This window comes from Dehalococcoidia bacterium (assembly GCA_035310145.1).
Lineage (GTDB): Bacteria > Chloroflexota > Dehalococcoidia > CAUJGQ01 > CAUJGQ01 > CALFMN01.
The window spans coordinates 23,452-44,536 of record DATGEL010000080.1; the positions used below are offsets into that span (position 1 = coordinate 23,452).

Sequence of the window (21,085 nt, forward strand, 5' to 3'; positions counted from 1 at the left end):
CTACGCCGGCAGCGGCGCGGGCACGGCGGCGCCGAGCACACTCTCGCACCAGGCGGCCACGCGCAGCAGCGCCTCATCCGCCCGCGGCCGGCCGACGAGCTGCAGGCCCAGCGGCAGGCCCTGGGCGTCGCGGCCGCCGGGCAGCGCGATCGCCGGCGGGCCGAACATCGTCCAGGGCGCGTTGAACGACGGGTCGCCGGTGAAGTCGAGCCCTTCAGGCGCCGGGCCGGCCGCCGCGGGCACGAGCAGGGCATCGAAGCGCTGAAGCAGCGGCAGCGTGCGCTGCAGCAGGTCGGCGCGCACGCGCTGCGCCTCCAGATAGGCCGTGGCGGGCAGCAGCAGCCCCGTCTCCACCAGGGCGCGCAGGCGCGGCGGATACTCGGGCAGGTGTTCGCCGTAGGTGCGGCTGTGAAAGGCGGCGGCCTCGGCGGCCATGATCACGTGGTGCGCCTCCAGCGTCAGTTCAAACTCCGCCGGCAGCGCCGCCTCCTCCACCCGCGCCCCGGCGCTCGCCAGGCGCCGCGCCGCCGCGGCCAGCATCGACTCCATCTCAGCGTGCAGGCGGTTGGGGAAAAGGCGCGGCACGACGCCAAGCTGCGGCGCGGTGTCCGGCCTGCCGCCCTCCGGCTCGGCCACCCACTCGGGACGCGTCATCACGTCGAGCAGCAGCGCCGCGTCGGCCACGGTGCGGGTCAGCGGCCCCAGCGTATCGAGCGACCAGGCGAAGGGGATCACGCCCTTGCGGCTGATGCGGCCGAAGCTCGGCTTGAAGCCGACGACACCGCAGAACGAGGCCGGCCGCAGCACTGAGCCGGCCGTTTGCGTGCCCAGCGCGGCTGGCGCCATCGCCGCGGCCACGGCAGCCGCCGAGCCGCTGCTGGAGCCGGCCGGCGTATGTGCCGGGTTCCAGGGATTCACCGTCTCGGCCGGATCGCCCATGGCGAAGGTCGTGGTCGCGGTCTTGCCCAGGATCAGCGCCCCGGCCTTGCGCAGCGCCGCCACCGAGGCCGCATCGCGCGCCGCGGGTGGCGCGTCCGCGAGAAAGGCGGCGTTGGCGCGCGTGGGCAGGCCGGACACGTCGTAGATGTCCTTCACGCCGACCGGCACACCGTGCAGGGGGCCGCGGAAGGCGCCGGCCCGCGCCTCACGGTCGAGCAGGGCGGCCTCGGCCTCCACGGCCACGCGGTCGATCGCCACCCACGCTTTCAGGCGGCCGTCAAACGCGTCGATCCGTTCGAGCGCCGCCGCGGCGATCTCGCCGGGCGAGACGGCGCCCTCGTGCACCAGGCGGCTGAGCTGGGTGGCGCTGTGCGAGAGCAGGCTCGAGGTCGTGGTCATCGCCCGCCTTCCTCTCCCCGGCCCTCCCCCGATCCCTCGGCGGAGAGAGTAGGCGGCTCAACGCCCGGATCGAGCGCATAGCCACGCAGGGCGGCGCAGGCGCGGGCCGTGCGCTCGACGCTCGGGCGCAGCGCGACGGCGCGGGCCTGGCCGTAGGCGGCCCGGGCGGCGGCGAGCAGCGAAGGCAGGGAGGCGCGGTCGGCAGCAGGCAGCTCGTTCATGGCCTGCACTCTACCACGGGCGCGCCTGGGGCCGGAGACGCGGCTCACTCGATCGCGCGCATCTCGCCGCCCGCGGCCCAGCACGCCGCCAGCGCCGCGAGTCCGAGCAGCCCGCTGCCGGTGACGGCCGCGACCGGACCGCTCGCTTCGGCGATCGCGCCCAGGGCGAACATCGCCAGCGGCAGCGTGCCGATCGCCATGCTGAGCACACCCATCACGCGGCCGCGCACGTGCTCCTCGGAGACGGAGAGCACCAGCGTCGCCTGCATCGTCGAGAACCCCGACATCCCGACACCGGCCACGATCAGCGCCCCGAACGCCATTGGATACATCGTGGCCAGGGCGAAAACGATCAACGCCGACAAAGCGATGCCGACACCGCCGGCGTAGAGCCGCACGCGCCAGGCGCGCCGGTCTGCCGCCGCGATCAGGCAGGCGCCCAGCAGCGAGCCGCCGCCCGCGGCGCTGCCCAGCACGCCCGTCCAGAAGGCGTTGACCCCGAGTCCCTTCGCGAAAACGGGCACCAGCGGCAGGTAGGTGAAGTAGAAGACGTTCATCACCACGGAGATGGAGAGCAGACCGAGCAGAGCGCGGTGGCGCGCGGTGTAACGCAAGCCCTCCGCCAGTTGCGCCCGCAGCGCCGCCCGCGCCGGCGCGACGCGGGCGCGCGCCGGCACGCGCACGCCGATCAGGCAAACCGCCGCGAGCGCGCAGCAGAGGCCGCTGGCACAGAAGGCCACGCCGCTGCCGGCCACGTTGATGATCGCGCCGCCGAGCAAGTTGCCGATCAACGTGCCGCTGGTCTGGTTGATCGCTTCGAGAGCGAAGGCGTTGCCGAGCAGTTCGGCGCCGGTGAGATCGCCGATCAGGGCGCGGCGGCAGGTGAGGTCGGCGACGCCGCCCAGGCCCATCAACACCATCGCCAGGTAGATCTGCCAGGGCTGCGAGCGCCCGGCCACGACCACGACACCGATGACCAAAGCGACCGCGACCAGCAGCCAGAACTGCAGGCGCAGCACGCGCAGGCGGTCGAAGCGATCGGCCACCACACCGCCGGCCAACCCACCCACGAACAGTGGTGCGAAGTAGGCGGCGCCGACGAGCTGCACCAGCAGCGTCGAGCCGCTCTGGTGATAGACGAGATAACTGCCGGTGAACAGGCTCAGCCAGCGCGCCGTGTTCCAGAAGAAGCCGCTGACGAAGAAGCGTGGATAGGTGGGCAACGCCAGGGCGCGCAGGGCGCCGTCCCGCCGTGCGGTTTCGGCAAGCGGTTGCGCGGTGCTGCGGATCGAGGCCATCCTGCCCAGCATGCCGGCCGCCGGCCCGAGCGTGCAACGGGAATGGTTTCGCCGCCGGGCGCGATCGACGTCAGCGTGCCGGCGTGGCCGCGGGCGGCGGCGAAAGCGCCAGGATCGTGACCTCGACTTTGGCCGGCGTCACGCCGTCCTTCTCCAGCCCGACCGGCAGCGCGACCTTCGGCTCCAGGCTGTAGCTTCCGGGCGAGAGGCCGCTCAGATCCACCGTCGCAGTGATCTGCCTGGCGATGTCGTCCGGCTTCAAGGCGAGGATCTGCGGCAACGGCCCAGAGAAGGCCACCGTCACCGTCGTGTTCTGCGTCTGCACCTGCGTGCCGGGCGCGGCATTGACGAACCTCGGCGCCACCAGCACCGAGCTCGAACCGCGGATCGGCTGGACGGAAACGGTGGCCGTCACCGTCGTCGCGTCCACGACCGTCACGCCGGCGGGCGGTTTCAGCGCGACGACGCGCTTCACGTCGCCCGTGGCGCCCTCCACCTCGAGCGTGTCGGTCGCGATCGTCGTGACGCTGTTGAGCACGTCGAGCGTGCCCTGGATCGTCACACTCGGCGGATCGGAGGCGACGCCCACGACCTGGTAGCCGGGCGCGGGCTTGCCGTGCGTCTGCACGCCGACGTACGCCTCCTGCGAGAAGACCGCGCGCCGGATGGCGACGTGGATCGTCGCGGTTGCCGGCTGCACGGTCGGCCCGCTGACCGTGCGGCCGTCGCTGCTGCGCGCGATCAGCGGCACGGTGACCGTGGTGGAGACCGAGAGGCCGGTCAGATGCAGATCGGCGTACACACTGTCCACTGCGTCCACGTTCTGCTTGAGGCCGACGACCTGCGCCTGCGCGGGGTCGGAGGTGGGCGCCGAGGCCAGCTCGAAGCCGACGGGTAATGAATCGACCTGGTTGATGCGGATCGGCACCGTTTGCTGCGCTTCCGGCTGCAGCGTGACGAAGACGGTCTGCGGATCGACTTCGGCGCGCACGCCTCGGCGTTTCACGTTGGCGTGCACGGGCACGAGAAATGTCTCGCTGGTGCCGTCGGTGCGCGTGGGCTGGGAAACGCCGGCCATGTCGGCGAACAGGTCGATGTTGTTCGTCTGCACCGCCTGCACGTCGGAGTTGGCGCCGATCAGCGTCAAATTGATCTGGTTGGGGCTGATGCTCGTCGGGATGAAGCCCTTGGGCGCGTTGTGCAGCTGTCCCTGGTCGGTGGCGAGCTGCAAGGACGGGAAGGGGCGCCGCGTTGTGGGGTTCTCCTCGTTGGTGACGTAGACCCAGAGCACCGTCGCCAGCGCCAGCGAGAGCAGCATCAGCGGCGAGTTGACCAGCAGCGTGCGGCCCGCGCGTCTCCCGTCCTGCCGAAACCAGTGCCAGATCCGCTCAGCCCACGCCACCGCCGCTGCCACCCCGTTGCAGGTCTTCCACCGTCTCGCCCGGCCGGATCAGCCGCAGCGTCGCGCCCTCCGTTTGGCCGGCGTGCTGCTGCAAGACGCTGCGCAGCCGGTCGGCGCCGAGCCCCGGCAGCAACTGGCCGTTGAAGGCGACGGAGATCGCGCCCGTCTCCTCGGAGACGACGATCACCACCGCGTCCGTCTGCTCGCTGATGCCCAGCGCCGCGCGGTGGCGCGTGCCCAGGTGCCCCGGCATCACCGCTTCGGACGGCGGCAGGATGCAGCGCGCGGCGGCGATGCGGTTGTCGCGCACGATCACCGCGCCGTCGTGCAGCGGCGAGTTGCGCCAGAAGATGTTGATCAGCAGGTCCTTGGTCGGCACGGCGTCCACCGTGGCGCCGGAGCGCAAGAAGTCGTCCAACCCCGTCTCGCGCTCGATCACGATCAGGGCGCCGAGGCGGCGCGCCGACATCTCGATCGCCGCCTCGGAAAGTGTCGTCAGCACGGGCGCGGAGGCGCGGCGGTGGCGGCGGGCGGCGACGCGCGAGCGACCGAGGCGCTCCAACGCCCGGCGAATCTCCGGCTGGAAGACGATCGGCACGGCGACGAGCAGCGCCGGCAGGGAGTTGCGCAGCACCCAGTCCACCGCGTGCAACTGGCTGCCGAACAGGCTGGTGAGCGCCACGCCGCCGGCGACGATCACGGCGGCGCCCTTGACCATGGACATACCGGAGGCGCCCTTGAGCCAGACGAGCGCGGCGTAGATCACGATCGCGATCAGCAGGATGTCGAGCACGTTGAGCGCGTCGATCCGGCGCAACGTGTCGATGAAGGTCTGAATCGACTGCGGAGCCTGCGGCATCGTTCGCTGTCTTGCTGGCCCGGCCAAGCCGGCCTAGCGCATGAACGCCTCGTCGCGCACGCCGCCCAGCATCAGCGCGAGCAGGGCCTGCTCGGAGTGCAGCCGGTTCTCCGCCTGATCGAAGACGATCGAGCCGGGCGACTCCATCACGTCGTCGCTGATCTCCTCGCCGCGGTGCGCGGGCAGGTCGTGCATGATCAGCACGCCGGCGGGGGCGCGGGAGACCAGCTCCATATCCACAGTGTACGGCGCGAAGACCTCCCGGCGAATGGCCGTCTCGCGCTCCTGGCCCATGCTGATCCAGACATCGGTGTAGATGATCTGTGCCTCGCGCACCGCCTCGGCGGGCTCTGCGACCTGGCGGATCGTGCCGCCGGAGGCGGCGGCGAAGACTTCGGCGCGGGCCAGTGGCTCGGCCGGCACCTCGTAGCCCTCCGGGCAGGCGAGGGCGACATTCAGCCCGGCCATGGCGCAGGCCTGCACCAGCGAGGCGGCGACGTTGTTGCCGTCGCCGATGTAGGCGAGCTGCACGCCTTTCAGCTCGCCGGTGTGCTCGCGGATCGTCATCAGGTCGGCCAGCGCCTGGCAGGGATGCTCGGTGTCGGAGAGGGCGTTGATCACGGGCACGGTGGCGTACTGCGCCAGCTCTTCGACCGTGGCCTGCGCCATCGTGCGGGCGGCGATGATGTCGTACATGCGGCTGAGCACGCGGGCCACGTCTTTGACCGGCTCGCGCACGCCGAGGCCGACCTCGGCGCCGGAGAAGTAGGTGACGTCGCCGCCGAGCCGCTTCATGCCGACCTCGAAGCCGGCCTTGGTACGCGTGGAGGGCTTCTCGAAGAGGAGCGCGAGCTGGCGGCCGTCCAGCAGCCGGCCGGGACGGGCGCGCTTGAACTCCGTCGCCACGTCGAGGATGCGCAGCAGGTCGCGTACGTCCAGATCGCCCACGGTCAGCAGATGGCGGCCGCGCATCGTCACCCCCGCGTCCTCCGGGTAGGTGCGAGATCCATGGACAGCATGAAGCGCGCCGCTCGCGCAGCGGCCAGCCGATTGTAGCACGGGCGGGCGGCGGGTTGAGGGCGCGGGGCGCAGGTCGTGGGGAAGAGTTGGCGAGAGCCGGACAGTCCTCCGTTCCCATACCGTTCCCGTTTGCGTACTAACGCGGAACCGGATACCGCTTGACAGGAAACGCGCGGGAGGGGTAGCGTTCCCGGCACTGGCCCGAGCCAAAACCGCTGCGGAACTTTGCCGTGGGCCGTTCGCGTCGGCGCCTGGTGTTGATCCTCGCCGCGAGCACGGCCCTGCCCTTCGGCGCCGCGGTGGCCGTCTCGTCCGCCCAGTAGAGCCCGCCGGCGCCCAGCACCGCGCACCGCGCCCCCACCGTGCCGCCGCAGGTCTTGCCCTACCATCTACCTCCGCATGACCTTACGCCGGCGCCCCGCGAGCACGTGCCCGCCAGGAACGCGCGCCCCCACTCGCTGCCAGACCGCACGGGCCCGTAACGCCGCCCGCCGCGAGGTGTTGCATGCCGTCCCTGCCCGGCCGCCCGGCCAGGTTCCTGCTCCAGATCGTCGCGGCGCTGGGCCTCGCGCTGGGCCTTGCCGCCGCGCTGGCGGCTTTGCCCGCCGTGGGGCAAAGCGGGGCGCCGGGCGTGCCGACTATGGTCTCGCCCGCCGAGGGCTCGCAGGGCAACAGCCTCACCGCCACCATGTCCTGGCAGCAGCCCAGCGGCGCCGTGGCCGGCAGCACCGTCTACAGCGTGCTGCTGGTCGACGCCGTCACCGGGCAGTGGCTGGCGATCCAGAGCACGACCGCCCTCAGCTACGGCTTCGCCAGCACCGAGGGGCTGCAGTACGGACGGGAATACTACTGGACCCTGCAGGCCTGCAATGGCGGCAACTGCAGCGCCTGGGCCCGCGTCTGGGGCATCTGGACGCAGACACCGCCGGGGGCGCCCGGCTTCCCGCCGCTGACCACGCCCGCCGTGGGCGCCACGGCGACCGGCACCACCCCCACGCTCGCCTGGACCGCCCCCGGCGGCAGCACCAGCGGCAGCACGACCTACGCCGTTGGCTTGATCGACGCCGCCACCGGCGCCCCGCTCGCCGCCCTGCAGCCCACGACGGCGACCAGCATCGCCGTGCCGCCGGGCGAGAACCTGGCGCTGGGCCACACCTACGACTGGAACGTGACCGCCTGCAACGGGGCGCTCTGCTCCGGCTACGGCCCCTGGTCCTGGTTCGCCACCTCGTCTGCCCCTGGACAGGCGCTGCAACTCTCCCCCGCGAACAACAGCACGAACGTCAATCCGAGCGGCTATCCACTCCTCTCCTGGAACCAGCCCGCCGGCGCGATCTACGGCAGCACGACCTACACCGTGAGCGTCTGGGATCCGTACGGCGACCCGAACGGCCACCTGCTGGCGGACCTCGCCGCCGGCACGGCGCTCAGCGTCGCCATTCCGCCCGGCGAGGGGCTGCTCTACGGCCAAGACTACTACTGGAACGTCAACGCCTGCACCGGCAGCAGTTGCTCCGGCTACAACAACACCTGGTGGAAGTTTACGACGGCGCCGCAGCCTCCGGCCTCGGCAAGCCTGGCCGCGCAGCAGAGTGTGCCCAACGGCGACTTCGGCGGCAGTCCGCCCACGAGCTGGACCACGCCGGTCGTCGCCTGGACCAGCACGGCGCCCACCCAGCAGGATCCCAACACCTGGACGCTGACGCAAACCACGCCGATGACGATCACCTTCCCCAGCACGTGCAGCGGCGGCGGCTCGTGCGCCCTGTTCCACATCGGCTACACATTCCCCTCGGCCGCGGCGGCGCTGTTCGTGAACTGGGTGGTAGGAGGGAGCGCGACGCAAGCGTATGCCGACTACGGCATGAACTACGGCAGCTACGGCACGTGGCTGGAGGCGGTCTTCGGCATCCCTTCGACGGCGGCCTCGCCCGGCTCCGTGCAGATCGCCCTCTCCAGCGGCGCGCAGATCGCCTATCTCGAGCGCACCGATGTGCCCAGCGCGCATGCGATCCCGCGCGTGGGGCTCGCGGCCGAGGCGCGCTTCCCCAAGGTGACCTCGGCCTTCGCCGGCGCCGGTGTGGATACGGTCACCGGCGCGTTTGGCGACGCCGCGGCCGATCTCAGCCTCGCCGGGCTGAGCGGTCCGCTGGGCTTCAGCCGCGCCTACCACAGCCAGGCGCTGATCGCGCCGATGGCCACGGGTACGCTGCCGGCGCCGCTGGGCAACCGCTGGACCCACAACTGGCAGGCGAGCCTGATGCTGCTGAACGCCGGCGGGGCGATCGTACGCACGCCGGGCGGCGGCGCCTACAGCTTCAGCGGCAGCGGCCCCTACACGCCGCCCAAAGGGGTGGGCGCGAGCCTGGTGAGCGGCGGGGCGGGGGTGCTGGTGCTCACCACCGCCGACCAAATGCAGTATGTCTTCAGCAACGTCGGCGCCGGCGGCGGCGTGGTCAGCGGCGCGGCGCCGCCCTGGCCGCTGACCGCGGTCAAGGACCGTAACGGCAACACCACCGCGCTCAGCTATGATGGGCAGGGGCGGCTGACGACGATTGCCGATGCCAACGGCCGTTCGCTCAGCCTCAGCTACCAGCCGGGCTCGCCGCTGATCCAGACTGTCTCGGACAATGCCGGGCGCACGGTGAGCTTCGGCTACACGGCCACCAGCGCGGGAGGCGACGACCTCACCAGCGTGACCAACGTGCTGGGCGGCGTCACGCACTACACCTACACCACCCCGGCGAACGGCGACTGGCTCGCACAGATCACCGACCCGCTGGGCCACGTCGTGCTGACCAACAGCTACGACGGCAGCGCCCGCGTGGCCACGCAACAGGACGGGGCCGGCGGCACGATCACCTACCATTACCAGACGCCAAACGCGGGCATCACGCAGGTGGTGGACCAGCGCGGCCAGAGCTGGACCTACTATTTCAACGCGGCGCTGTGCACCACGGACGTGGTCAGCCCGGCGGGGGTGCGGGCGAGCTGGACGTACGACAGCGACAACAACGCGATGAGCAGCGCCAACACGCAGAGCGTGACCGGCGCCTACACGTATGACACGAGAGGCAACCGGCTGACGAGCGAGGACGCGCTCGATTACATCACGACCTCCACCTACGACAGCTTCAACGACGTGTTGACGGTCACCGACCCGAAGCACGGCGTGACGACCAACACGTTCAACGCCTACGGCAACCTAACCAGCACAAGGAACGCGGGCGGCAACACCACCAGCTATACCGTCAACAGCCTGGGGCAGGTCACCGCCGTGACCACGGCCCGCGGCTTCACCACCCAGTTCGGCTACACCAATAGCTATCACGACCGCACGACGGTGACCGACCCCTGGAATCTGGTCACGAGCACGGGCTACGACGCCGTCGGGCGCGTCACCAGTGTCACCGACCCGCTCAACCACACCACCTCCTACAGCTACACGCTCGGCAGCGGCGAGACCGACAAGGTGATCGACGCGCTGGGCGACACGACGACCACCACGCTGAACGCGGCGGGCCAGACGGCAAGCGTGCAGGACCCGGACGGCCACACCACCAGCTACGCCTACGAGGGCCGCGGCCTGTTGCACACGGTGACCGACGCCCGCGGCGGCGTGACGACCTACGGCTACGACGCCGGCGGCAACCGCACGAGTGTGCAGGACGCCAACGGCTCCACGACGAGCTACACGTTCAACGCCGACGGCCAGGCGCTCACGGTGACGGACCCGCTCGCCCGCACGCTGCTGACCTTCAGCTACGACACGGTTGGCCGCACGGCGACGCGGCGGGATGGCCGCGGCCTGACCACGAGCTACGGCTACGATGCCCGCAACCTGCTGACGAGTGTGCAGTACGCCAGCGGCGCGGCGAACGTCGCCTACGGGTACGACGCGCTCGGCAACCGGACGTCGATGGCGGACAGCACGGGCACCACGAGCTACCAGTACGACGCGCTGAGCCGCCTGACCAGCGTCACCTTCCCCGGCAACCGCACCGTGCAGGACGCCTACGATGCCGACAACAACCGCACGACGATCTACTACAGCGGCAGCCAGCGCCCCGTCAGTTACACCTACGACCAGTTCGACCGGCTGAGCACGGTGACCGACTGGACCGGCGCCGTCTTCAGCTACTACTGGGACAACGCCGGGCGCTCGCTGGGCGTGGTGCTGCCTTCGAGCACGGGCATCGCCAGCACGCTCGCCTACGACAACGCCAACCGCGTGACCGGCATCTGCTGGTACCGTAACTCGACCTGTCTGACCGCGGCGAACTATACTCTCGACGCCGCCGGCAACCGCACGAACAAAACGCTCACGGGCAGCTACTTGCCGGCCGCCTCGACGGGCACCGAATCCTACACGCTGGACCCGCTGAACCGTCTCACCAGCGCGGCGTATCCCAACGGCGGCGGCACGACGAGCTACAGCTACGACGCCGTGGGCAACCGCCTGAGCCTGACGACCGCCGCGGGCACCACAAGCTACGCCTACGACCACGCGGACCAACTGCTGAGCGTCACGCCGCCGGGCCAGGGCGCCATCAGCTACGCCTACGACCCAAACGGCAACCAGACGGCGCGCGGCGCCGACAGCTTCAGCTGGGACGCGGAGAACCGGCTGACGGCGGCGACGGTGGCCGGGCAGGGCGAGACGAACACCTATAACGGCGACGGGCTGCGCCAGAGCCGCACGGCGGGCGGCAACACCAAGAGCTTCGTCTGGGATGTTGGCAACACCCTGCCGGTGCTGCTGGACGACGGCAGCCAGTACGTCTACGGCCTCGGCCTCATCAGCCGCGTCATCGGCAACCAGACCTATTACTACCTGACGGACGGCCTGGGCTCGACGCTGGCCGTGGTGGACAGTGCCGGCACCTTGCAGCAGAGCTACGCCTACGACGTCTTCGGCGCGGTGACCAGCCAGAGCAGCAGCCTGGGCAGCGAGCCGCAGTTCGCCGGGCAAGAGACCGACCCGGACGGGCTGCAATATCTCCGCGCCCGCTTCTACGACCCCGCCACCGGGCGGTTCTTGAGCCGCGACCCCAGTCCCGGATGCGTGTTTGACCCAGCGCACGTCCAACCGTATGTCTACGCCGGCGACGACCCGGTCGGCGCGGTGGATCCGTCCGGCCTGTGCCAGGTATCCCTTGGCCATAGGCCGTTGAGAGGCGTCGCCTACGAACCTACGGCAGAAGTCTCACACCTGGCGGTCCGGCTGTATGACCCGACCACGAAGACGACAACATATTGTGAAGGTTACGCCGATAACGGGCCCTCAGGCGTGATCGCTGGAAATCCTGGCAATGTCTACGGGCAATGCGGCGGCCGCCTTACGTCGCCCGTGAGCGAATGGCAGGCTCTAGGGCCAGACGACGGAGGATCCTGCGATGCGCAGCTAGACGCCATCAATGCGTACTATCGTGAACTTCGTGCCGCAAATGTACCGTACGACGTGCTCAACGCCAACAGCAATACCGTAGCGTACTACACGCTGATCTCGATCGGAATTAGCCCGCCAGACCTCGGCGCTCTCTTCCCTCCTGGCACTCCTATACTCATTCCAGGCCCACTCGGGCCAATACCGCTTGGAGGGAGCCCGTCGGTCATAGCGCCTGGTTATGCGCCGACTCCGACATTCGCGCCTGGAAGGGTGACGCCGATGTGTGCCCCTGACCCGTACTGCGGGATGCCCATTGCGCAGTCGCCCTGATCATGCAGCAAGTTTTGCTCGTGCTGTTCTGGAAACTTACCGTATTGATTGCTCTGATTGTGGCCGCGTTAGGCCCAGCAGGTGCAGCGGCTTGCTATGCGCTGTCCCGGTACAGAGAAGGCAGACTCTGGCGACACCAGCGAGTCCTGGTGACGATTGCGGCTTGCTGGTGTGTCTGCATAGCCGGGTGTTGGCTGTTCCTCTGGTGGCTCGCGTCCGATCTCTGAGCGTTCTTGAAAAGTCGCGCCGGCCAAATCAATGCCGGAGGGACGCCGAGAACCGCCCGACCGCGGCCACGGTGGGCGGGCGGCCCAACGACTACCTCACGGACGGCCTCGGCTCCGCGATCGCGGAAGTCATCAGCACGGGCACGAACGTGCTGAGCCGGCAGTACGACGTCGTCGGCGCGGTGCTGAGCACCATCGGCAGCCTCACCGACGAGCGCCAGTTCGCCGCCGGCGAGCAGGCGGACCCCACCGGGCTCACCTACCTGCGCGCCGTCAGCTCGCCCGGGGCGACACCGGCGTGGGCTGCAGGCGGGTGACGCGCACTTTGCGGATGCGCCGGCCGGTGACGGAGAGCACGCGCAGGCGCAGGCCGTCCACGTCCACCGTGTCGTTCGGCGCCGGGATCTTGCCCAGCCGGTTGATGATCAGGCCGCCCACGGTGTCGAAGTCGCCCTCCGCGACCTCCACGTCGAACAGCTCTTTCAGCACGTAGACGTTGGCGCTCGCGTCCACCACCGCGTCGTCGTCGCCGGCGCGCACCCAGCTCGGCTCGCCGTGGTCGTACTCGTCCTCGATCTCGCCGATGATCTCCTCCACCAGGTCTTCGATCGTCAGCAGCCCCGCCGTGCCGCCGTACTCGTCCACCACGATGGCGATGTGGATCTTGCGCGCCCGCAGCTCCTTCAGCAGCTCGTCCACCGGCTTCGATTCGGGCACGAACACCGCCTCGCGCGCCAGCGTGCGCAGGGGCACCTCGCCGCCCCCGCGCGAGAGGTGCGCCAGCAGGTCTTTGGCGTAGATCACGCCGATGATGTTGTCGATCGTGCCGTCGTACAGCGGAATGCGGCTCAGCCCCTTCTCGGCCACCAGCGCGGCCACGGCGGCGATCGTGGCGCTCACGCCCACGCCGATGATGTCGATGCGCGGCACCATGATCTCGCGCGCCGTCGTGTCCTCCAGCTCGATCACGGCGCGGATCATCTCGCGCTCTTCGGCCTCGATGCCGCCTTCGCTCTCCTCGCGCTCCACCAGGCGCAGCAGCTCCTCGTCGCCCTCCTGCGGCTGCGGCGCCGGGCGCAAGGGCGGCAGCTTCAGCAGGGCGCGGCCGGGCAGATCGGCCAGCATACCGGGCAGATAGAACAGCAGGCGCAGGGCATTGACCAGCGGACTGAGCACGGGCAGCCAGCGCTCGGGGTTGCGGGTGATCAGCACGCGCGGCACGCCCTCGATCAGGCAGGCGGCGGCGATCGCCAGCACACCCGTGGCCACAACAGGCTCGGCCGAGACGCCCGTGCGCCGCACCACCAGCGCTACCGCCGCCGCTACGCCGATCACGAGCCAAACCGTGCGCGCGACGATCAGCGCGGCGGTCAGCCGTTCACGCTCGAGCACGAACTGGCTGGTGCCTTCCGGCCGCGGCTGGCGCGGGGCAGGCGGGCGTGTGCGGCTGCGCAGGGCGATGAGGCCGGCCGCCTGGGCCGCGGCCGTGAGGAAGAGCGCGAGGGCGGCGCCGGCTACCAGGCACGCGCCCAACCAACTGTCTGCGTCCAAAGCGGACGGATCACCTTACGAACGGCGCCGGAAGTAGCAGCATCCGGCCGCCAAAATTGACGGTTCCATTCTACCGGCTCGGAAGGTGGCCGGTCAAGATACATCGGAGCCGCATTGCTTACATAGTGACCGCCTCGCCGCGCCGACACGCGGGAAGCCAACCGGCACATGCTATACTCTGAAAACCTTGCAGCTACCACCTATCCGGACGGCTCGCTCGTGATGGTAAATCCGGGCGAAACCGCATACATCGAGGCCTTTCCGTGTCCAGCGGACTCAGCGACGACGTTCGTGCCCAGTTTCTGCGCTTCTTTGAAGATCGCGGGCACCGCAGGGTCGCGTCGGCGGGCCTCGTGCCGATCGACGACCCCACGCTGCTCTTCACCAGCGCCGGCATGGTGCCGTTCAAGCCGTACTTCATGGGCCGCGCCGTGCCGCCGGCGCCGCGCCTGACCACCGCGCAGCGCTGCTTCCGCACCACGGACATCGACTCCGTGGGCGACATCAGCCACAACACCTTCTTCGAGATGCTGGGCAACTTCAGCATCGGCGACTACTTCAAGTCGGATGCGATTCCCTGGGCCTGGGAGCTGGTGACGCGCGGCTTCGGCCTGCCCAAAGAGCGGCTCTGGAACACCGTCTACACCGACGACGACGAGGCCTTCGACCTCTGGGTGAAGCAGGGCCAGCGGCCGGAGCGCGTGCTGCGCTACAGCGAAGCCGACGGCAACTACTGGCTCTCCGGCGATATCGGCCCCTGCGGCCCCTGCTCCGAGATCTTTTACGACTTCGGCGAGGAGCTGGGCTGCGGCCCCGACTGCGAGCCCAAGCACGACTGCCCGCGCTTTCTCGAGATCTGGAACCTCGTCTTCATGGCCTTCTATCAAGAAGCGCCGGGCAAGCGTACGCCGCTGCCGAAGAAGAACGTCGACACCGGCGCCGGGCTGGAGCGGATCACCCGCGTGCTCGCCGCCGTGCCATCTTCCTACGACACCGACGTCTTCCAGCCGATCCTCAGCACGATCGGCGGCGTCACCGGCGCCGAGTACGGCCGCGACGACGACACGACGCGGTTGATGCGCATCATCGCCGACCACACCCGCGCCGTGACCTTCCTGATCGCCGACGGCGTGCTGCCCGCCAACGAGAAGCAGGGCTACGTGGTGCGCCGCCTGATTCGCCGCATGATGTACAGCGGCCGCCTGCTCGGCCACGAAGGGCCGTTTCTCGGCACGATCGCCGACGCGGTGATCGACCGGCTGGGCGACGTCTACCCGATCGCGCGGCAGCAGCAGGAGAACATCCGCGCCGCGCTGCTGGCAGAAGAGCGTCGCTTCGGCGCCACGCTCGAAGCCGGCACCGAGCGGCTGGAGGCGCTGATCGCGGACCTGAGCGGCAAGGGCGACGCGCTGCCCGGCGAGGAGGTCTTCCGCCTCTACGGGACGTACGGCATTCCCCTGGAGCTGACGGAGGAGATCGCCGCCCGCCACGGCCTGCGCATCGACCGCGAAGGGTTTGAGCACGAGCTGGAGGTCGAGCGGCAGCGCAGCCAGGCGGAGGGCAAGTTCCGCGACGAGGTCGTGAGCGAGGCACGCGTGCGGCTCGCCGGCGCCGGCCGCGGCGGCCGCTTCGTCGGCTACGAGACGCTGCGCACGGAGACGTCGATCGAGGGCATCCTCGCCGGTTCCGAGCTGCTGGAGCGGGCGCACGCCGGCCGGCAGGTCCAGGTCGTGCTGCACGAGACGCCGTTCTACCCGGAGGGCGGCGGGCAGGTGGGCGACGCGGGCGAGATTCGCACCGAGTCCGGCACCGTGCGCGTCGAGGACACCCGCCGCGACGAGGGGCTGATCCTGCACAGCGGCGTGGTGGTCGACGGCACGATCGCGCTGGAACAGCGCGCCGAGGCCATTGTCGACACCGCGCGCCGGCAAAACACGACGCTGAACCATTCCGGCACGCACCTGCTGCACGCCTCGCTGCGTGCTGTCCTGGGCAGCCACGTGCGCCAGATGGGCTCGCTGGTGGCGCCGGAGCGGCTGCGCTTCGACTACCAGCAGCCCGAGGCGCCGACGGCCGAGCAGCGCCTCGCCGTCGAGCGGCTGGTGAACGAAAAGATCCGCCAGGACATTCCGATAACTACCAGGGTGATGAACCGCGAGGCTGCGCTGGGCGAGGGCGTGCTCGCCTTTTTCGGCGACAAGTATGGGGACGAAGTCCGCGTCGTGGAGATGAACGACGGCTCACACCGCTTCAGCGCCGAGCTGTGCGGCGGCACGCACGTGCACGAGACGGGCGAGATCGGCATGTTGCTGCTGGTGGGCGACGCCAGCATCGGCGCCGGCATACGCCGTGTCGAGGCGCTTACCGGCAGCCACGCCGAGCGCTACGTGGAGCACCAGATCCACCGGCTGGAGCGGATCGCGCAGACGCTGGGCACGCAGCCGGAGGGGATCGAGGCGCGCCTCGAGTCGCTGATGGCCGATCTCGACCGCGCCCGCAAGCAGCAGGCCGAAACGCAGCGGCAGAGCGGCCGCCAGACGGCCGACGAGCTGGCGGGCGCCGCCGAGCGCGTGGGCGATGTGGGCGTCGTGGCGGCGCGAGTTGACGGAATCGGTATAGACGGTATGCGCGAGATCGGCGACGGTATCCGCCAGAAGCTGCACCGCGCCGCGATCGTGCTGGGCTCGGCAGGCGACGGGCGCGTGCAGTGCGTGGTGATGGTCTCGCCGGAGCTGGCGCCGCCGCTGGATGCACGCGAGATCTTGAACCAGGGGCTGGCGACCGCGGGTGTACGCGGCGGCGGCCGGCCACAACTCGCCCAGGGCGGGGGCACGAACCCGGCCGCACTCGACCAGGCGCTGGCCGCGGCGCGGCAGTTCATAAAGGAGCGCCTCTCTGGCTGAGGATACCGCTTCGCAGAGCCACGCCCCTTCGCCACTCGGCTCGCGCCCGCGCCCGCCGCAACCGGAGCCGCCGAAGCCGGACATTCGCACGGTCGCCGGCGCCAACGGCGCGGCGCTGGTTGACGCGCCGCCGCCCGATCCGCCGGATCCGCCCGATCAAGATGAGGCCTCCACACTGAGGTCCGTGTTGGCCGGCGATGCTGCACCCGACGCCGCGCCCGCGCCGCGCCTGTCTCGCCGCCGGGCGTCTGCGCGTTCCGTCGCGCCGCCGCCTGACGAACGTGAGTCCGACGACACCATCGGAGCTGAAGCGCCCCAGCCGGATCCGCCGCCGGCCGCCGTCGCGGCGGGCAACGGCGTCCTGCCCCATGCCGATGCCGAGGGCAGCCAGTCGGTTGCCGAGACAACGCGGCTCTCGCTTGACGCGCCGCCCGCCGCAGCCGCGCCGGAGGCAGAGCAGCCGGAATTCGTGGAGCCGCCGCTGCCGGCGCCGGTGCGCCGGCCGGCTCGTCTCCTGCCGCGCGCTGAGCAAGGCGTAGAGGCGCCGGCGAAGCCGGGGCTGATCGCCCGCATCCTTGCGCCGTTCACCGGTCAGAAGCCGCCGCGTCCGGCGCCGTCGCGCGCCCTGCAAGTGGCCGAACCCGCCGCCGCGCCGGCCGCGGCACGGCCCAGCCGCCGCGCGATGCGGCCGCTGCCCTGGGGCCGCGACTTTGCCGCGGCCGTGATCCGCCGTGAGGACTCGCTGACGGCGATCTTCGGCAAGCTCGATGCGGCCGATTCGCCGCGCGTCGCCCTGGTCGCGCCGCGCGGCAACGAGGAGCTGGCCCGCGCCCTCGGCATGCGTCGCCTGCGCCGCCACGTCGACACGACCGGCAAGGACGTGATGATCGTCACCCACTCCGGGGCGCTGCGCGGGCGGGCGCGCGAGGTTGGACTGGCGACGGTCGGCAACGTCAAGAAGGTGGACTTCGAGCGCTACGGCCGCGGCGGCGTGCGCGTCGGCGGCGTGATCGTGCCGCTGCCGGGCGTCGGCCTGATCGTGCGGCTGGCGGCGTTCGCCGGCGCGGTGGCGCTGCTGGCGGCGGCGGTGCTGCTCTATCTGCCGCAGGCAACGGTGCAGGTCTACCCGCAGCTTCAGCCCTTCGCCAATACACTCTCACTCACGCTGGCGACCGACGCGCCCGCGCTCTACAAGCCGGGCGGCGAAGTCCTCGCCCATCTGCAACGCGCCTCGATCACCCGCACGATCGACTTTCCCGTGAGCGGCCAGGCGACGGTCAAGGCGCCGGACGGCTCCGACAAGCAGGTTGCGGCTGCCAGCGACGACGACATCAAGCGTGGCACGGCCTTCGCCCAGCAGGTGCTGCTGCGTGAAGGCCGTAAGTCGCTGGAAGACCGCAACAAGGACCAGGCGCTCTTCCAGGACAGCGCCACGCTCAGCGCCTTCGAGTCGAAGGCCAGCGCCAAGGCCGGAGAGGCGACGGATCTGCTGGAGATCACAGCGTCGGGGCAGATCTCCATGCTGAGCGCCGACAAGAGCCTGCTGCGCTCGGTGCTGGAGCAGTCGGTGGCGCCGAACGTGGACAAGAACCTGCAGTTCGTGCCCGACACCTTCCAGGTCGCGGTGCTGAGCGCGGGCCAGTTCGACAAGGCGAACAACCGCATCGCCGTACAGGTGAAGCTCAGCGAGGGCGCCACCCGCGCCTTCAGTGTGCCCGCGCTGCGCAAGGCGCTCGCCGGCAAGAGCCGCCATGACGCACAGCAGGCGGTGGTCGAGCGCGTGGACCAGAGCGCCCCGGCGAAGATCGGCGTGCAGCCCGGCTGGGCGCCCTGGCTGCCGCGCTTCACGGGCCGCATCGATGTCAAGGTCGGCACGCCGACGCCGTCGCCCACGCCATCGCCGACCGCGGCGCCCACCCCCGCGGCCACGCCAGCGCCGCGGTGAGCTTTCGGCCCTCATCCCCCGGCCCCTTCCCCCAATCCTGGGGGAAGGGCGATCCTTGAGGACTGGGCGAGAGGGTCTCGAATTAACCGTTCCGGCTCCGGAGCGCCCGACGCCGGATCACCCGCTCCCAGGATTGGGAGAGGGAGGGGTGAGGGCCGATGCCCCGGCTGCTCGGCGTGGACGCGGGTGAGGAGCGCATCGGGCTGGCCGTCGGCGACGAGGGCGGGCTCATAGCCGTGCCGCTCGCTATTATTGAACGGCGCGGCCGCGCCCTCGACCGTGTGGCCGAGGAGATCGCCGCACGCGCGCACGCCGAAGCAGCGGAAACGATCATTGTCGGCCTGCCGCTCAACATCGACGGCACGGAAGGGCGGCAGGCTAAGCGGGCGCGCGGCCTCGGGCGGCGCATTGCCGCGGCCAGCGGTCTGCCGCTGGCGTACTGGGACGAACGCATGAGCAGCTTCATCGCCGAGAGCCGCCTGGCGGAGGCGCGGGCGGCCTCCGTCCGTCGTGGCCGCAGGCACGTCGACGACCTGGCCGCGGCCGTGATCTTGCAGTCGTACCTCGACGCGCGGCGAGGAGGCGGCGCTTGAAGGCGTTCCTGATCGTCGTGGCCGGCTTTGTCGTGGCGGGCGTGTTCGTGCTGGTCGGCTGGCGAGCGATCGCAAACGTCGGCGGCTGGGCACTGGCAAGCCCGCAGCCGGTCGCCGTCGGCACCCCAGCCGCCGGCAGCGGCCAGACGATCACGATCAAGATCGACAAGGGTGAGAACGCCCGCACGATCGGCGACAAGTTGCAGAAGGCGGGTGTGGTGCGCAGCGCCACCTGGTTCCGCATGCTCGCCGAGATCGACGGCATCCAGAGCGACCTCGCCGCCGGCAGCTACACCTTCCAGCCCGACACCGACACGCAGGCCGTGCTCGATCGCATCAAGGCCGGCTTCTATCAGCCGCAGATCCTGGTCACGATCCCCGAGGGGCTGCGCATCGAGCAGGTGGCCGACCTGCTGCAGAAGAAGGGTGTGATCCAGGCGCAGCCGCTGCTCGACGCGATCCACGCCGGCCAGGCGCCCGCCGATCTGCCCGCCCTCGGCGACCTGCTCGCCGACCGGCCGCAGGGCATCGGCCTCGAAGGCTACGTCTTCCCCGACACCTACTACTTCCCGATCAAGGCAACGCCCGCCGACGTCATCAAGGAGATGCTCAACGCCCTCGGCGACCGCTTCGACCCCGAGCTGCGCGCCGCGATCAAGGCCGAAGGGCTGACGGACTACCAGGCGCTCACCCTCGCCTCGATCGTGGAGCGCGAAGCGCAGGTGCCGTCCGAGCGGGCGATCATCGCCTCGGTCTATCTCAACCGGCTGAAGGCGGGCATGCCGCTGCAGGCCGACCCGACGGTGCAGTATGCGCTCACCCAGGATGCGAACAGCGTTTCTTCCTTCGGCTGGTGGAAGCAGGAGCTGACCCAGGACGACTTGAAGGTGCAGTCGCCGTACAACACCTACGTCAACGCCGGCCTGCCCGCCGGGCCGATCTGCAACCCCGGACGCGACGCGATCGCCGCCGTCGCCCACCCCGCGCAAACGACGTTTCTCTATTTCGTGGCCAAGGGCGACGGCAGCCACGCCTTCGCGACGACACTGGCCGAGCACAACGCCAACGTGCAGAAGTACCAGAGGCAGTAGGCGTATGCCGCAGCCCGCCCTGATCGGACTGATCGGCGACCCGGTCGGCCACTCGATCTCGCCCGTCTTCCAGCAGGCCGCGCTCGACGCGCTCGGCATCGCCGCCCGCTACGAGCGCTGGCAGACACCGGCGGCGGACCTGCCGGCCCGCATCGCTCTGCTGCGCCACGAGCCCTACCTCGGCGCCAACGTGACCGTGCCGCACAAGGAGGCCGTGCTCGCGCTGCTGGACGAGGTCGATCACCTTGCCCGCCGCGCCGGCGCCGTGAACACGATCCGGCGCGAGGGCGATCGGCTGCTCGGTTTCAACACCGACGTGGCCGGCTTCCGCCGCGCCCTGCGCGAGGCCGGCGGCTTCGACGCGGGCGGCAAGCGCGTGATCGTGCTCGGTGCGGGCGGCGCGGCGCGGGCTCTGATCCTGGCGCTGGCGCAGGAGGGCGCGGCCACCGTCGCCGTGGCCAACCGACATGCCGAACGCGCCGAGCGGCTGGTGCGCGAGCTGCGCTCCGACGCGGCGCCGGACCTGGTCACGTTGCCCTGGGCGGAAGCGACGAACGCGGCGGCGCTGCGCGGCGCCAACCTTTTGCTACACTGTACGACGCTGGGCATGGCCGGATCGGACGGCGCGGACGTCTCGCCCGTGGCGGCGGAAGCGCTGCACGCGCGGCTGTTCGTCTGCGACATCGTCGCCAATCCGCTTGAGACGCCGCTGCTCGCGGCGGCGCGCGCGAAGGGGGCGCGAACCCTGGGCGGGCTGCCGATGCTGGTCTACCAGGGCGCCGCCGCCTTCACCCTCTGGACCGGGACCGCGGCGCCGGCAGACGTGATGCTCGCCGCCGCCGAGCGGGCGATGGCCGGACCGGCTGCGAAGTCTGGTATAGCCTGACCTGGCCGCGGAGCGGCGGCCATCTGAGAAAG

At 70.5% G+C, this 21,085-nt stretch carries 14 protein-coding genes; 7 read left to right on the plus strand and 7 right to left on the minus strand.

Annotated elements, in window-relative coordinates:
• Genes VKV26_15295 through argF form a run of 6 tightly spaced genes read right to left on the minus strand, consistent with a single transcriptional unit; the run spans position 1 to position 6,090 of the window.
• Entirely contained in the window at positions 1 to 1,338 is a 1,338-nt protein-coding gene (locus VKV26_15295) for an amidase (protein ID HLZ71266.1), read from the minus strand.
• The gene (locus VKV26_15300) at positions 1,335 to 1,559 is read right to left on the minus strand and encodes a hypothetical protein (GenBank protein HLZ71267.1); all 225 of its coding nucleotides are present in this window, start codon (positions 1,557 to 1,559) and stop codon (positions 1,335 to 1,337) included. The genes VKV26_15295 and VKV26_15300 overlap by 4 nt, the downstream gene beginning before the upstream one ends.
• A 44-nt stretch (positions 1,560 to 1,603) precedes the next feature.
• Entirely contained in the window at positions 1,604 to 2,869 is a 1,266-nt protein-coding gene (locus tag VKV26_15305; protein ID HLZ71268.1) for an MFS transporter, read from the minus strand.
• Between the two features lie 58 nt (positions 2,870 to 2,927).
• Positions 2,928 to 4,259 (minus strand): CdaR family protein, encoded by a 1,332-nt coding sequence (locus tag VKV26_15310; protein ID HLZ71269.1) that lies wholly within the window; start codon positions 4,257 to 4,259, stop codon positions 2,928 to 2,930.
• Entirely contained in the window at positions 4,246 to 5,118 is an 873-nt protein-coding gene (cdaA, locus tag VKV26_15315; GenBank protein HLZ71270.1) for a diadenylate cyclase CdaA, read from the minus strand. Before cdaA ends, VKV26_15310 begins: the two co-directional genes overlap by 14 nt.
• Positions 5,119 to 5,151: 33 nt before the next feature.
• On the minus strand, positions 5,152 to 6,090 hold the full coding sequence (gene argF / locus VKV26_15320; protein ID HLZ71271.1) for an ornithine carbamoyltransferase: 939 nt from the start codon (positions 6,088 to 6,090) through the stop codon (positions 5,152 to 5,154).
• Between the two features lie 553 nt (positions 6,091 to 6,643).
• Here argF and VKV26_15325 point away from each other — a divergent pair.
• Both VKV26_15325 and VKV26_15330 read left to right on the plus strand, forming a co-directional pair.
• Positions 6,644 to 11,857: an RHS repeat-associated core domain-containing protein gene (locus VKV26_15325; GenBank protein HLZ71272.1), complete on the plus strand. Its 5,214-nt coding sequence runs from the start codon at positions 6,644 to 6,646 to the stop codon at positions 11,855 to 11,857.
• A gap of 298 nt (positions 11,858 to 12,155) precedes the next feature.
• Positions 12,156 to 12,401 carry a hypothetical protein gene (locus tag VKV26_15330; protein ID HLZ71273.1) on the plus strand — a complete coding sequence of 82 codons (246 nt, stop codon included), beginning with the start codon at positions 12,156 to 12,158 and terminating at the stop codon, positions 12,399 to 12,401.
• On the opposite strand, the gene VKV26_15335 is transcribed toward VKV26_15330, so the two are convergent.
• Complete coding sequence (locus tag VKV26_15335) at positions 12,358 to 13,635, minus strand: hemolysin family protein (GenBank protein ID HLZ71274.1); 1,278 nt, start codon at positions 13,633 to 13,635, stop codon at positions 12,358 to 12,360. The two genes, VKV26_15330 and VKV26_15335, sit on opposite strands and share 44 nt — an antisense overlap.
• A gap of 263 nt (positions 13,636 to 13,898) precedes the next feature.
• On the opposite strand from VKV26_15335, the gene alaS reads away from it, so the two are divergent.
• From alaS to aroE, 5 genes are all read left to right on the plus strand, one after another.
• A complete protein-coding gene (gene alaS, locus VKV26_15340; GenBank protein ID HLZ71275.1) occupies positions 13,899 to 16,538 on the plus strand; it encodes an alanine--tRNA ligase in 2,640 nt (879 codons plus the stop codon).
• Positions 16,539 to 16,725: 187 nt separating this feature from the next.
• Complete coding sequence (locus VKV26_15345) at positions 16,726 to 18,483, plus strand: hypothetical protein (protein ID HLZ71276.1); 1,758 nt, start codon at positions 16,726 to 16,728, stop codon at positions 18,481 to 18,483.
• A 158-nt stretch (positions 18,484 to 18,641) separates the two neighbouring features.
• Positions 18,642 to 19,076, plus strand: coding sequence for a Holliday junction resolvase RuvX (ruvX, locus tag VKV26_15350; GenBank protein ID HLZ71277.1), 435 nt, complete (start codon positions 18,642 to 18,644; stop codon positions 19,074 to 19,076).
• Positions 19,073 to 20,167 (plus strand): endolytic transglycosylase MltG, encoded by a 1,095-nt coding sequence (mltG, locus tag VKV26_15355; protein ID HLZ71278.1) that lies wholly within the window; start codon positions 19,073 to 19,075, stop codon positions 20,165 to 20,167. Before ruvX ends, mltG begins: the two co-directional genes overlap by 4 nt.
• A gap of 4 nt (positions 20,168 to 20,171) precedes the next feature.
• Positions 20,172 to 21,053, plus strand: a complete 882-nt coding sequence (aroE, locus tag VKV26_15360; GenBank protein ID HLZ71279.1) for a shikimate dehydrogenase — start codon at positions 20,172 to 20,174, stop codon at positions 21,051 to 21,053.
• The last annotated feature ends 32 nt before the right edge of the window (positions 21,054 to 21,085 follow it).